Genomic DNA, 13604 nt, shown 5'->3' on the forward strand with positions numbered 1-13604 from the left:
TTTTACCTTTAAAATTACGATATTTGGCATCTAATAAACCAACAATAATAGAAGATGAATAAAAATACAGTTTTAGCTTGGGCTACATTTATTATGATACTTGTAGGCTTAGCATTAATTGCACTTGGTGCATTTAGATATGATGATGTTGCCGGATGGGGTTTTGCAGCCGTAGGAATTGGCTTTTTTGCTATTGCATGGGTTTTTAATGCACTTAAAGGTAGAGTGTAAAACAAAATATATGTAGGCAAAACGGCATAATTCTATGCTGTTTTGCCTTTTTTTAATTCAAAATAATAACAACTAATAATACAAGATATGTCTGACGATAAAAAAGTCATTTTTTCAATGTCTGGAGTTACAAAAACCTTTAAAACGGCCAATACTCCAGTGTTAAAAAATATATACTTAAGTTTCTTTTATGGAGCCAAAATAGGTATTCTTGGTCTTAACGGATCTGGTAAATCTACTTTATTAAAAATTATAGCTGGTTTAGATAAAAATTACCAAGGTGATGTAGTTTTTTCTCCCGGTTATAAAGTTGGGTATTTAGAACAAGAACCTAAGCTAGATGAAGATAAAACTGTTTTAGAAATAGTTAAGCAAGGTGTAGCAGAAACTGTAGCCATTTTAGATGAGTACAATAAGATAAACGATATGTTTGGCTTAGAAGAAGTGTATTCTGATGCAGATAAGATGGACAAGCTAATGGCTAGGCAAGCAGTTTTACAAGACCAAATAGATGCTAGCAATGCTTGGGAGTTAGATACTAAATTAGAAATTGCTATGGATGCTTTGCGTACTCCTGATGGTGATAAAAAAATAAGTGTATTATCTGGTGGTGAGCGCAGAAGAGTTGCTTTATGTAGACTGTTGTTACAAGAACCAGAAATTTTGCTTTTAGATGAACCTACCAACCACTTAGATGCAGAATCTGTACATTGGTTAGAGCACCATTTAGCACAGTACAAAGGTACTGTTATTGCAGTAACGCATGATAGATACTTTTTAGATAATGTAGCTGGTTGGATTTTAGAGTTAGATAGAGGTGAAGGCATTCCTTGGAAAGGAAACTACTCTAGCTGGTTAGACCAAAAATCTAAACGTATGGCAGATGAAAGTAAAACAGCGTCTAAGCGTCAAAAAACATTAGAACGAGAGTTAGAATGGGTGCGTCAAGGTCCTAAAGGAAGACAAACTAAGCAAAAGGCACGTTTAAAGAACTATGATAAATTAATGAGCCAAGATCAAAAACAACTTGACGAAAAATTAGAAATTTACATACCTAATGGTCCGCGTTTAGGAACAAACGTAATTGAGGCTAAAGGGGTTAGCAAAGCTTTTGATGATAAGTTACTTTATGAAGATTTAAACTTTAAACTACCACAAGCTGGTATTGTAGGTATTATTGGCCCTAACGGTGCTGGTAAAACCACAATTTTTAGAATGATAATGGGTGAAGAAACTCCAGATAAAGGAGAATTTAGTGTTGGTGAAACTGCTAAAATTGCCTACGTAGACCAAAGTCACTCTAACATTGACCCAGAAAAAACAATTTGGCAAAACTTTAGTGATGAGCAAGAGTTGGTTATGATGGGAGGTAAGCAAGTAAATTCTAGAGCTTATTTAAGTAGGTTTAATTTTTCTGGTAGTGAGCAAAACAAAAAAGTAAGCATGTTATCTGGTGGTGAGCGTAACCGTTTACACTTAGCTATGACGTTAAAAGAAGAGGGTAACGTTTTACTTTTAGATGAACCTACAAACGATTTGGATGTAAATACATTACGTGCATTAGAAGAAGGTTTAGATAATTTTGCGGGTTGTGCTGTAGTTATTTCTCACGATAGATGGTTTTTAGATCGTATTTGTACACACATATTAGCTTTTGAAGGAGACTCGCAAGTATATTTCTTTGAAGGATCTTTCTCTGATTATGAAGAGAATAAGAAAAAACGTTTAGGTGGCGATTTAATGCCAAAACGTATTAAGTATAAAAAATTAATTAGGTAGTTCTATTTAATTAATTCAAAATAAAAAAAAGCTCTTTACTAGTTGTAAGGAGCTTTTTTATTTCATTTTTTTAGTAAGATGCGTTAGGGTACCAGTCTAACTGTATAACTTCAATGTCTTTATTACCATCGTTTACCAATTGTTTAAATTTAGCTATATCACTAACATCTGGTTTGCCACGGTAATGATATGGATACACTTGTTTTGGTTTAAATTCTAAAACAGCACTTGCGGCGCTTTTAACAGTCATAGTGTAAGGTAAGTTCATACAAATAAATGCTTTATCTATGTTTTGTAAAGCACGCATTTCTGGTATGTCTTCCGTGTCACCAGAAAAATAAACACGCTCTCCACCTTTCTCTAATAAATAACCGTTTCCGCGTCCTTTGCTATGAAATTTAATAGCTTCCTCTCTTAAATTGTACATTGGTATTGCTGTAATTTTTATATTGGCAAAATCTACAGAGGCATCGTTATTAAGTATAGTAAGTTTCGTTTTTAAGTTGTCAGACAGTTTATCTGCAACAGCTTGTGGGGCAATAATTGTTGTTTTTTTGGTGTTAATGGCTTCTAGAGTTTCAACATTTAAATGATCTCCATGAATATCTGTAACCAAAATTAAATCTGGTTCGTCTTGTTTTTTAAACATATCTGCTCCTCCAACAGGATCTATATAAATAGTTGTATTTCCCCATTTAAAAACAGCAGTAGCGTGTTCTATAGGTGTAATTTGGAAGTTGCTGTCATTTTCCTTAGTAATTTCTTTTGTAGCATTATTTGTTGCTGTTTCTTTCTTTTTACCGTCTTTACAGCTCACTATAAATAAGCAAAAAACAGCAATACCCATTAGTTTTTTCATTAGTTTCTATTTTAAATTTAGTTCCATTTTTATACTACTTCTTTTGTAAACAACGTTTGGCTCTAACGGTACTTCTTTAAAACCAACTTTTTTATAAATATGTAGTGCATTTGTTAGCTTAACACTAGAGTATAGGATTACTTGTTTCCATTGTTTTTCTTTGGCAAAGTTAATGGCGAAGGTCAATAGTTCTTGTCCAATTTTTTTTCCTTGATAGGCTTCACTTATTGCCATTTTACCTAATTCATAAACGTTGTCTTCAATTTTAATGTAGGCTACACAACCAACAATGGTAGTATCAATTTTAGCAAAAAAAATATAGCCTCCTTTGTTAATTATATTCTCTTCGCAATTGTCTAAAAGCTCTATATCCTTATTTTCAACCACAAAAAACTTTTTTATCCACTCTAAATTTAGATTTTTAAAGGTTTTAGCGTATTTTGGCTGAAAGGGAATAAATGTTAAATTATTCATTATAAATTATAATTTTAGGTAATTATTTCCGTTAGACGATTAATATTGGACTTAAACCAATTTTTAAGTGCATATAATCTAAATGTTAAACCAAAACGTATATAAATTTGAACCAAAAGATTAACTTAGTCAAGTTAATAAATTAAACTGAATTAATAGTATTGTTATGAGTGAGAAAAAGAGTAATACAGGATTAAAGGTACTTGCTGTTTTATTGGGAGTAGGATTATTAGCTTCTATTGCCTACACAGTGTCTTTATACAAAGACAGAGAGAAAACCAAAACTGTTTTAACGCAAGAGAAAGAATATGTAGTTAATGATTTAACTAGCTTACAGTCTGAGTATGACAAGGCTATTATGGAAAGTAATGCTACAAATGAAGAATTAGTTGAGGCAAGAGACAGAATTGCTAAGTATATTGACTCTGTTAAGACAATGAAAACTGATATTTCTTCTTTATCTAGATATAGAAGACAGGTTGATTTGTTAAAGAAAGAAAGAGCTTTTTTACTTAAAAAGGTTGATTCTTTAACTACATCTAACACTATGTTAGCTATGGAAAGAGATAGTACATACCAAGAATTATCTAGACAAACAGTTTTTAATGATTCTTTAGTTGTACAAAACACACAATTGGCTGATGCTGTAGAAAAAGGTTCTGCATTAAACTTGGCTAAATTTTCTGTAGATGCAGTTAAAGAGCGTAATAGCGGAAAATTAGTTTCTACAACTAGAGCTAGTAGAGCAGATAAATTAAAAATTTGTTTTACTGTAGCAGATAATGCAATTGCACAAGCTGGTGACAGAGAGTTTTATATTGAAGTTTTAGATCCTCAAGGAAATGTTTTAGGAGAAGGAACTACAAAGTCTAATGAAACAGGAGCTTCTTTAACGTATAGTAAGGCTACAGCTTTTTATTATGAAAACAGAACTTTAGACATTTGTGATTACGTAAATAAGCCAGTTGGTGATTTTCAAAAAGGAAACTATATGGCTATAGTTTACGATTCTAAATTAAAGATATTAGGTAAAAGTGAGTTTACCCTTAAGTAATACTTAATTTAATACATATAAAAAAGGTGCAATTTAAAATTGCACCTTTTTTGTTTTATAGTAGTTAGGTTTTTATTTTAATGAACCTACCATTTCTTCAGGTTTTACCCATTCATCATATTGCTCTGCAGTTACGTAGCCTAAATTAATAGCTTCTTCTTTTAGTGTAGTACCATTTTTATGTGCAGTATTTGCAATTTCTGCAGCTTTGTAATAACCAATTTTAGTGTTTAAAGCTGTTACAAGCATTAAAGAGTTATTTAATAATTCTTTAATTACATCGTGATTTGGTTGTATGCCAGACGCACAATTAACATCAAAACTAACGCAAGCGTCACCAATTAATTGGGCAGATTGTAATATGTTAGCAGCCATCATAGGTTTAAATACATTTAGCTCATAATGGCCTTGTGTACCACCAACAGTTACAGCAACATCATTACCCATAACTTGTGCGCAAACCATAGTTATAGCTTCTGCTTGTGTAGGGTTAACCTTTCCTGGCATAATAGAACTTCCTGGTTCGTTTGCAGGTATAATTATTTCGCCAATACCAGATCTTGGCCCAGAAGCCATCATTCTAATATCATTAGCAATTTTATTTAAAGAAACAGCTAGTTGTTTTAGTGCTCCGTGACTTTCTACTATGGCATCATGGGCAGCTAATGCTTCAAATTTATTTTTAGCAGTAATAAAAGGCAATCCTGTAAATTCTGCTATGTACTTTGCAACAAGAACATCATAACCGGCAGGTGTATTTAAACCTGTACCAACAGCAGTACCACCAAGAGCAAGCTCTGCTAAATGCGGCAATGAGTTTTCTAAAGCTTTTAAACCGTGATCTAGCTGAGATACATAACCAGAGAACTCTTGTCCTAAAGTTAAAGGAGTAGCATCCATAAGGTGAGTACGTCCTATTTTTACAACATTTGCAAATTCTTTAGATTTCTTTTCTAAAGTATCTCTTAGTTGTTTAACTCCAGGTATAGTAACTTCTGTAATTTTTTTATATGCAGCAATATGCATTCCTGTAGGAAACGTATCGTTAGATGATTGAGATTTGTTTACATCATCATTAGGCTGTATTGTTTTTTCGCCTTCACCGATAACATTACCAGCTATTTCATGAGCTCTGTTTGCAATAACCTCATTTACGTTCATATTACTCTGTGTACCAGAGCCAGTTTGCCATATTACCAATGGAAACTGATCATTGTGTTTGCCTTCTAAAATTTCATCACAAACTTGTGCAATTAAATCTCTTTTTTCTGTAGATAATACACCTAACTCACAGTTTGTATATGCTGCTGCTTTTTTTAAATAAGCAAAACCATAAACAATATCTAATGGCATAGATGCAGCAGGACCAATTTTAAAATTGTTTCTAGAGCGCTCTGTTTGTGCTCCCCAATATTTATCAGCAGGTACTTCTACCTTACCCATTGTATCTTTTTCTATTCTAAAGCTCATTGTACTAATTTTTTATAGATACAAAGGTAAGAATTTGGAAAATTTTTAATGCCTATTTATTTGATGATTTTGGTTTATTTTGGAGTAAATATGAACTTTAATTAAAAATATTGTTAATTAAATTTATATGTAAATGTGGCTCTTAGGTTTCTTTGGTCTGATTGAAGTTCATTATAAGAAATAGAATTGTCTAAATTGCTGGTAGAATACCTTCTGTAAGCATTAAAAATATCTGTTACGCCTATAGATACAGATACCTTATTTTTAAATATGTTTTTGCTAAACGCAAAGTCTAACCTGTCTAGTGCTTTTGTTTTTGTTTGAGAGTTATTGTTTGCTCCTATGTAATAGTAGTTTGTCTGAAAATTAATATCATACATTAAAGGTAATCTAGCACTAGCGCTACCTGTCCATCTAAATTGGTTGGCATTAAAGTCTACATTAATTAACTGGTTGTTATTATTGGTGTAGTTATAACTGCCATTTAATTTTTGGTTATACATAAAAAGGTTTAAAGACAAGCGCCATTTTTTACGCGGAACATAAGTAACAGTAGCATCTAACCCATACCTGTCTTCCTCTGCAATATTGCGCTTAGTTTTTGCAATTATAGGAGCAGCTATAGTATTAGTGCTGTTTGTAATAATCTCTGTTTCGCCTGTTTCTATTATTACATTGTGTATTACATCTTCTGTTTTAGAATAGAATAGGGCAGTGTTAAAAGTTATTTTATCCCATTTATTTAAATAGTTAAACTCAAATGAGTTTGTAAACATTGGGTCTAAATCTGGATTACCATAAAATAAGTTGGTTTTACTAACTCTATTAGGAAAAGGATTTAAATTACCTGCTGTAGGTCTATCAATTCTTTTGCTATAATTTAAACTAATCTTTTCTTTATTAGTAAACTCATAACTTAAAAAAACAGAGGGAAACCAATTTGTATAAGATTTATTATCTGTACTGTTATTATTGGTAAGTAACACCGCTAAATTTGTATGTTCTACTCGCATACCTAAAGAGGCACTAAATTTATTAAAACCTTGTGCAAATTGTAAGTATCCTGCATTAACATCTTGACTATATATTAAATTGTTGCTGTAGATATTATTTTTTATAAATTGATTGTTAATTATAGAACCTTCTGTATAGTCTATATGATAATTATCAAAAACACCTCTGTAACCAACTTCTATTTTAGAATTGTAATTTTTTCCAAAAGGTAAGGTATAATCCAATTGGGCAAGCTGACTAATTTGATGGTCATCAGTAATTGCTTCTTCAAACAAGCCATTGTTGTTATTGCCTAATATAACCTCGTTAATAGCTCTATCTTCTAGCTCAAAACTTCTAGAGTATTGGTAATCTGCAGTTAAAATATGACCTTTAGAATTAAATTTTCTTTTATAGTTTAGGGAATAACGTATGTTTTCTTCATTACTATCTTCTTCAGTATTTCTACTTCTGTTAATAGTTGTATTGTTTAGGGTATTAAAATTATTTAAATCTATACCAGTATAGTTTAAACCTGATGCTTTAGTATAAGCAACAGAATTAGTGATGCTAGAGGTTTTATTTAACAAAAGCTCTATACCTGCATTAATAGTAAGGTTTTTATAATTACGATCTAATGATCTGTACTCATTTTCATAACCTATTTTGGTATTACTATTATCAAAAAAATCGTTATTAAATAATGAGTATCCAGGTCGTTCCCTGTCTGTATAAGTTACATTAGAAAAAATATTAAATAATTTTCTTTTTAAACCTAAAGACAATCCTAACTTATAATATTCAGGGTCTTTAATAGTTGCAGTTACAGAACCATTAATACCTGCTTTTTTAGATTTTCTAAGTATTATATTTAAAATGCCTGCAGTACCAGAGGAACTATATTTAGAAGAAGGGTTTGTAATAACTTCTACCTTTTGTATTGTGCTTACTGGCATTTGCTTTAAAGCCTCTGGACTTACACCAGATAATGTAGAAGGTTTGCCATTAATTAATATTTTTACATTATTGTTACTTCTTAAACTAATAGTACCTTCAGCATCTACAGCTACAGAGGGGATATTGTTTAATACGTCAGAAGCAGACCCTCCGTTTAAAGTTAAGTCTTTACCAACATTGTATATTTTTTTATCTAACCTTAGCTCTACAGTTGTTTTTTCAGCAATAAGCTCAACCTCGTTTAACTCTTCTACATCTAAGTCTAGCAATATTTGTCCTAGGTTTTTAGACTTTGTTATAGTAACATTATTTAGGTAATAGGTTTTGTAAGAAATATACTCAACCTTAATATTATAATTTCCTTTAGGAATATCATTTATAATAAACTTGCCATTTTTATTGGTTATACCTCCAGAAATAAAACTAGGGTTATTATTATCTTGTATAATTAATGTAGCAAATTCTAGCGGATTCTTTGTTTCAGAATCTACAATTGTACCGGTTAACTTTACAGAACTATTGCTATTGTTAACTTGGTTTTGTTGAGCGTTAATAGCTGTTGTTAGGGCTAAAAACAAAAATAAAATATTTTTCATTTATGGTTAGCCTTTTGTAATTTGGGTAAAAAAGACTAGGAAATTATAAGTGTTCTTATGCATAAGTTTAACGTAGGTTATTTGGTTGAGTATGTTAGTTAAAAAAACGCTTTGTATTTCCTTGGTTACTTACAGGTATTTTAAGGTAAAATTAGTACGTCTTATACTACAAATATAAAAAAATATTAAAATAATTATTATTTTTTTATGATTTAGATTTGTTCTATTCATTTGAACAAGTATCTTTGTAACCGTTAAAATAAATTACTTATGTTTGAATTTGACCAGTATTTAGGTTTTTTAGCTTTTTTAACTATCCTTACAATAGGATTTTGGCTAATGATATTTTTATTAACATTTGTTATACCTTATTGGTTGGGCGGATCACTTATAGAATTTCTGAAAGAAAAACGAGAAGCTAAAAAAGCAAAGCGTTTAGAATAAAAAACAAAAAAGAGACTTAAAAGTCTCTTTTTTTGTACCCTATATTTAATAAAATATACGTTTACTTAGGTGTGTATTTTAGTGTGTAATATAATTTAGTTATAAAATAAAAAAAGGATGTTGTTAAACAACATCCTTTTTTTTATTGTGGTTATTTAATTATGCAATTTACCCTTGCATATCCATATCATCACCGCCACCATCTCTCATTTCACCTTTGTTACGTTGGTTTTTTTGTTGGTTAAATCTGTATGTAAAAGTTAACGCAACACTTCTTTCTCTCCATTGAAATTCACTGTTAGAGAAGATATTTTCAGTTCTACTTTCAGATCTTCTTTTTCTAGAATTAAAAATGTCACTAACACTTAAAGATAAAGTACCTTTTTCCTTTAATATATCTTTACTTAATGCTAAGTCAGATCCAAACATTCCTTTAGTATCAGTTTGTGCATTTTTAGATGGACCTCTATAAGTTAAGTTTGTTTGAAAATCTATTTCTGCAGGCAATGGTATTTTTGCACTAAATTTAGAAAACCAGCTAAAATTATCAGCATCAAAATTTTGAGTAATTTCTTCGTTTAAGAAATTAGTATAGGTGTGTTCACCTTCTAAGCTTTGTTGAAATAAGTTAAGGTTTAAGCTAAATCTCCAATTACGTATTGGTGTATAGGTAGATGTAATATCTAAACCGTATCTAGTTTCTGTAGCTAAGTTAATTGGTGTTCTAGCTTGTACAGGAATTTCTACAGTACTTCCAGGGTTAGCAGGGTCTTCTATGCTTACAAAGTCACCTGTTTCTTGTGAAATAAATTGAAAAACTCCAGTAGAATGATTGTAGTAACCAGAAATGTTAAATAAAACTTTGTCCCATCTTTTTAAGTAACCTAAATCATACGCATCTGTAAAAGTTGGATCTAAGTCTGGATTACCAAAAAACAAGTTTGTATTACTAGATCTAGAAGGGAAAGGATTTATAAACCTAGAACGAGGTCTTCTTAATCTTTTGCTGTAGCTAAGTGTAAATTGTTCCATTTCCGATAACTCATACCCTAAAAATACAGAAGGGAACCAGTTTGTGTAATTTTTGGTGTTAATTTCATTAGTTTCTGCTAACTCAATTTCTATATCTGTAGATTCCATACGTAAGCCACCAAGTAAACTAAACTTATCAAATTTAGTACCTAATTGTACATAAGCAGCATTTATATTTTCTCTGTAAAAAAGCTCGTTACTAAAATTTGGGTTACTAGTGAAGTTACCATTAACTTCTTCTCCAAAATCATAATCTGTATTATAAAAGTTAAAGTTACCTCTATAACCTGCTTCAAACTGAGAGGCTAAATCTTTACCAAAAGGTAAAACATAGTCTACCTGTACTAATTGATCTATTTGTTTGTTGTCAGAAATTGTACGTTCTAAAGGGTTGCTGCTAGCATTACCACTAACTAATTCTTCAATACTAGCATTTTCTAGCTCATTAGATCTAGAGTATTGGTAGTCTACAGTTAATTTATTACCATCATCATTAAACCTTTTTACATAGTTTAAAGAATATTGTACAGTTTCTTCATCATCATCTTCTACTGTGTTTCTTTGTCTTTCAATGGTTGGATTCATATTACCATCAAAATTAAAAAAGTTAACATCTGCTTTATCTAAACCGTTAGAGTTTCTATATAAAACAGAGTTTGTTATACTACTAGTTTCGTCTATAAAATATTCAAAACCTATATTTGCGTTGTAATTTTTACTGCTACGATCGTAATTTCTGTATTCGTTTTCAAAACTTGAAGTTGTACCGTCATCATTAAGGTATTCATTTTCAAAAGTAGCATTTCCAGGTCCTGTTCTGTCTCTATAGCTTAAGTTAGTGTATAAGTTAAATTTATCTCTTCTTAAGTTAATATTTGCAGAACCAGCGTATTGTTCTGGATCACCAACTGAAGCAGATACAGATCCGTTTAGGCCAGCAGTTTTACTTTGTTTTAAAATGATGTTTAAAATACCAGCAGTACCTTCTGCGTCATATCTAGCAGATGGGTTTGTTACTACTTCTACTTTTTCAATAGCATCTGCAGGTAAAGATTTTAGTGCAGCATTGTCTAAACCAGATAGGGCAGACGGTTTACCATTAATTAATATTTTAACACTTTCATTACCACGCAAGCTAATAGCTCCTTCTACATCTACATCTACAGATGGTACATTGTTTAAAACGTCTGTAACAGAACCACCTTTTACGGTTAAATCTTTACCCACGTTGTAAACTTTTTTATCTAATCTAAGTTCTACGGTAGTTTTTTCGGCAACTAAAACAACATCATCTAGCTGCTCTACATCTAAAGCTAATTTAATAATACCTAAATCTATAGATTTGGTTAGGTTTTGATTGTTAAGTGTGTATGTTTTGTAAGATAAAAACTCTACTTTAATATTGTAAAGCCCTGCGTCTGCAGTAACATTAAATTTTCCTTGTTGATTTGTTATACCTCCTGTAACTACAGATGGGTCTTTAACACTTTCTAATATTAGTGTTGCGTATTCTAACGGGTCTCCTGTTTCATCATCAACCACAGTACCTGTGACTTTAATTTTTTTAGGGTTTTTAGATTGTGCATTGGGACCTTGAGCGTACGTAATTACGGTTGCAAATACTAGTACTAAGGAAAGTAGTTGTTTCATTCTTTTCGTTTAGTTTTTTTCTTTTTCTTTTTCTTGGCTTTTTTAAAGCCTTCTTTTTCTAAAGCAACATAGGCCTCATATTTTTCTTTAGGCAGTGCAGCTTTTAATTCTTCAGATTGTTGTTCTTTTAATTTTTCTATGCTTTCTTTCATTTTTTCACCGTCTAGCTTTAAAATCTGCAGTTCCATATACTTTTTAATGTATTTGGTTAAAGTTGTGCTTAGCACTGCTTCTTCAAAACTATTAAGATCTATAACTTCTAAAATTTTAGGCATTTGTAAGTCTACAATTTCTTCAGCTGTTAAAGGCTCTGGTTTTTCATTAGATTGTGTTTGTGGCATTTGGTTTCTAACACGTCCGTTTCCGTACCCATTATTATAACCGTTACCGTAACCATACTGCGCTTCTACAGTAGAAAAAGACAATACAAATACTATTGTTGCATAAAAAAATATTTTATTAGTTTTCATAACTTTCTGAATTAGTAAGAGTTTAAAAATTAAAGAAGGTTTAATCTGGTTTGGTTAAAGATTTGTTAAAAGAATTAGCAATAAAAATGCCAAAAATTAAACTGTTACTAAATTACAGTTTTTATTGCTTCTGTAGGTCTTCCTATAACGGCTTTATTTCCGTTAATAACAATTGGTCTTTCTATTAGTTTAGGATTGGCAATCATAGCATCAATAATTTCATTATTAGATAGTTGCTTGCCTTTGTAGTTCTCTTTCCAAATAGCCTCATTTTTACGTACTAAAGCTATAGGTTCTATAGCTAAAAGGCTAATAATGTTTTGTAGCTCTTGTTTTGTAGGTACATTTTCTAAATATTTTACAATTTCAAAAGGTTTACCAGTTTCTTCTAAAAAAGCTACTCCTGCTCTAGATTTACTACATCTGTTGTTATGGTAAATTTTTATCATTATTATATTATTAAAAATTAATCTTCATTTTTTTGTCCCATCATCATTAAATAAGCTTTTAAAAATGGGTCTATTTGTCCGTCCATCACAGCATCTACGTTACCCGTTTCCTCGGCTGTACGCACATCTTTTACTAATTTATATGGGTGCATAACATAGTTACGTATTTGAGATCCCCATTCAATTTTCATTTTACCAGCTTCAATTTCGCTACGTGCTTCTTGTTTTTTACGCAATTCAATTTCGTATAATTGAGATTTAAGCATTTTCATAGCTGTAGCCCTGTTGTCATGCTGAGATCTAGAATCAGAACAAGAAATTTGTATTCCTGTTGGTTTGTGAGTTAACTGTACTTTGGTTTCTACTTTATTAACATTTTGTCCACCAGCTCCGCTAGAACGTGCTGTTGTAATTTCTATATCAGCAGGGTTAATTTCTATTTCTATACTGTCATCTGCAAGTGGGTATACATATACAGAAGCAAAAGAAGTATGTCTTTTAGCATTACTATCAAAAGGAGAAATACGTACCAAACGGTGTACTCCGTTTTCACCTTTTAGCCAGCCAAATGCATAATCACCTTCAATTTCTAAAGTAACTGTTTTAATACCAGCAACATCTCCTTCTTGGTAATTTAGTTCTTTAATTTTATAACCATTTTTTTCTGCCCACATTAAGTACATACGCATAAGCATAGCAGCCCAGTCACAACTTTCTGTTCCGCCGGCACCTGCTGTTATTTGTAAAATGGCAGTGAGTTCATCTCCTTCATCAGAAAGCATATTTTTAAACTCTAAGTCTTCAATATGAGTTTTTGCTTTGTTGTAGTGGTTCTCTACCTCTTCAGCAGTAACATCGCCTTCTTTTAAAAACTCTAGCAGAACCTCTAAATCTGCAATAAGTATTTTTGCATCATCAAAATCTTTAACCCATTTTTTTTTAGATTGTAGAACTTTCATTTGCGCTTGTGCAACTTGCGCATTATTCCAAAAATCTGGAGCTAGTGTTTTTTCTTCTTCATTTTCTATTTCTATAAGCTTGGCATCTATGTCAAAGATACCTCCTTAACGCACCAAGGCGATCTAAAAGATCTTTATATTGATCTGTTGTTATCATTCTTAAATTAATTTAAAAGCAAAAATAGCA

The 13604-nt window shown here is 31.2% G+C and carries 12 protein-coding genes; 4 read left to right on the forward strand and 8 right to left on the reverse strand.

The window, feature by feature from the left end; translation table 11 throughout:
• Positions 1–54: 54 nt before the first annotated feature.
• On the forward strand, positions 55–231 hold the full coding sequence (locus CELLY_RS17110; protein ID WP_013622262.1) for a CAL67264 family membrane protein: 177 nt from the start codon (positions 55–57) through the stop codon (positions 229–231).
• Between the two features lie 87 nt (positions 232–318).
• Entirely contained in the window at positions 319–2010 is a 1692-nt protein-coding gene (gene ettA, locus CELLY_RS13600) for an energy-dependent translational throttle protein EttA (RefSeq protein WP_013622263.1), read from the forward strand.
• A 70-nt stretch (positions 2011–2080) separates the two neighbouring features.
• Here ettA and CELLY_RS13605 read toward each other — a convergent pair whose 3' ends face one another.
• On the reverse strand, positions 2081–2869 hold the full coding sequence (locus CELLY_RS13605; protein WP_013622264.1) for an MBL fold metallo-hydrolase: 789 nt from the start codon (positions 2867–2869) through the stop codon (positions 2081–2083).
• Positions 2870–2875: 6 nt separating this feature from the next.
• Entirely contained in the window at positions 2876–3343 is a 468-nt protein-coding gene (locus CELLY_RS13610) for a GNAT family N-acetyltransferase (RefSeq protein WP_013622265.1), read from the reverse strand.
• 166 nt (positions 3344–3509) lie between these two features.
• Between CELLY_RS13610 and CELLY_RS13615 the strand changes: the two genes are divergently transcribed.
• Entirely contained in the window at positions 3510–4397 is an 888-nt protein-coding gene (locus CELLY_RS13615) for a hypothetical protein (RefSeq protein WP_013622266.1), read from the forward strand.
• 72 nt (positions 4398–4469) lie between these two features.
• On the opposite strand, the gene fumC is transcribed toward CELLY_RS13615, so the two are convergent.
• Both fumC and CELLY_RS13625 read right to left on the reverse strand, forming a co-directional pair.
• Positions 4470–5867 (reverse strand): class II fumarate hydratase, encoded by a 1398-nt coding sequence (gene fumC / locus CELLY_RS13620; RefSeq protein WP_013622267.1) that lies wholly within the window; start codon positions 5865–5867, stop codon positions 4470–4472.
• Between the two features lie 113 nt (positions 5868–5980).
• On the reverse strand, positions 5981–8413 hold the full coding sequence (locus tag CELLY_RS13625; RefSeq protein ID WP_013622268.1) for a TonB-dependent receptor: 2433 nt from the start codon (positions 8411–8413) through the stop codon (positions 5981–5983).
• Between the two features lie 270 nt (positions 8414–8683).
• Between CELLY_RS13625 and CELLY_RS17115 the strand changes: the two genes are divergently transcribed.
• Entirely contained in the window at positions 8684–8857 is a 174-nt protein-coding gene (locus CELLY_RS17115; RefSeq protein WP_013622269.1) for a hypothetical protein, read from the forward strand.
• A gap of 168 nt (positions 8858–9025) precedes the next feature.
• Here the strand turns inward: CELLY_RS17115 and CELLY_RS13635 are convergent, their stop codons facing one another.
• The 4 genes from CELLY_RS13635 to prfB all read right to left on the reverse strand — a co-directional run bounded on the left by CELLY_RS13635 (position 9026) and on the right by prfB (position 13574).
• Entirely contained in the window at positions 9026–11539 is a 2514-nt protein-coding gene (locus CELLY_RS13635; protein ID WP_013622270.1) for a TonB-dependent receptor, read from the reverse strand.
• Positions 11536–12009, reverse strand: a complete 474-nt coding sequence (locus CELLY_RS13640) for a hypothetical protein (protein WP_013622271.1) — start codon at positions 12007–12009, stop codon at positions 11536–11538. The genes CELLY_RS13635 and CELLY_RS13640 overlap by 4 nt, the downstream gene beginning before the upstream one ends.
• Before the next feature lie 107 nt (positions 12010–12116).
• Positions 12117–12458 (reverse strand): arsenate reductase (glutaredoxin), encoded by a 342-nt coding sequence (arsC, locus tag CELLY_RS13645; RefSeq protein WP_013622272.1) that lies wholly within the window; start codon positions 12456–12458, stop codon positions 12117–12119.
• 17 nt (positions 12459–12475) lie between these two features.
• A protein-coding gene (prfB, locus tag CELLY_RS13650) for a peptide chain release factor 2 (protein ID WP_013622273.1) occupies positions 12476–13574 on the reverse strand; the annotation gives its coding sequence in 2 pieces (ribosomal slippage) (positions 12476–13510 and positions 13512–13574; 1098 coding nt in all).
• Between the last annotated feature and the right edge of the window lie 30 nt (positions 13575–13604).

The organism is Cellulophaga lytica DSM 7489 (genome assembly GCF_000190595.1).
Lineage (GTDB): Bacteria > Bacteroidota > Bacteroidia > Flavobacteriales > Flavobacteriaceae > Cellulophaga > Cellulophaga lytica.

What these genes read in the sequence shown, in the direction of transcription:
- CELLY_RS17110 (WP_013622262.1), top strand. Translation starts at nt 55, where the DNA reads ATGAATAAAAATACAGTTTTAGCTTGGGCTACATTTATTATGATACTT.
- ettA (WP_013622263.1), top strand. Translation starts at nt 319, where the DNA reads ATGTCTGACGATAAAAAAGTCATTTTTTCAATGTCTGGAGTTACAAAA.
- CELLY_RS13605 (WP_013622264.1), bottom strand. Translation starts at nt 2,869, where the DNA reads ATGAAAAAACTAATGGGTATTGCTGTTTTTTGCTTATTTATAGTGAGC.
- CELLY_RS13610 (WP_013622265.1), bottom strand. Translation starts at nt 3,343, where the DNA reads ATGAATAATTTAACATTTATTCCCTTTCAGCCAAAATACGCTAAAACC.
- CELLY_RS13615 (WP_013622266.1), top strand. Translation starts at nt 3,510, where the DNA reads ATGAGTGAGAAAAAGAGTAATACAGGATTAAAGGTACTTGCTGTTTTA.
- fumC (WP_013622267.1), bottom strand. Translation starts at nt 5,867, where the DNA reads ATGAGCTTTAGAATAGAAAAAGATACAATGGGTAAGGTAGAAGTACCT.
- CELLY_RS13625 (WP_013622268.1), bottom strand. Translation starts at nt 8,413, where the DNA reads ATGAAAAATATTTTATTTTTGTTTTTAGCCCTAACAACAGCTATTAAC.
- CELLY_RS17115 (WP_013622269.1), top strand. Translation starts at nt 8,684, where the DNA reads ATGTTTGAATTTGACCAGTATTTAGGTTTTTTAGCTTTTTTAACTATC.
- CELLY_RS13635 (WP_013622270.1), bottom strand. Translation starts at nt 11,539, where the DNA reads ATGAAACAACTACTTTCCTTAGTACTAGTATTTGCAACCGTAATTACG.
- CELLY_RS13640 (WP_013622271.1), bottom strand. Translation starts at nt 12,009, where the DNA reads ATGAAAACTAATAAAATATTTTTTTATGCAACAATAGTATTTGTATTG.
- arsC (WP_013622272.1), bottom strand. Translation starts at nt 12,458, where the DNA reads ATGATAAAAATTTACCATAACAACAGATGTAGTAAATCTAGAGCAGGA.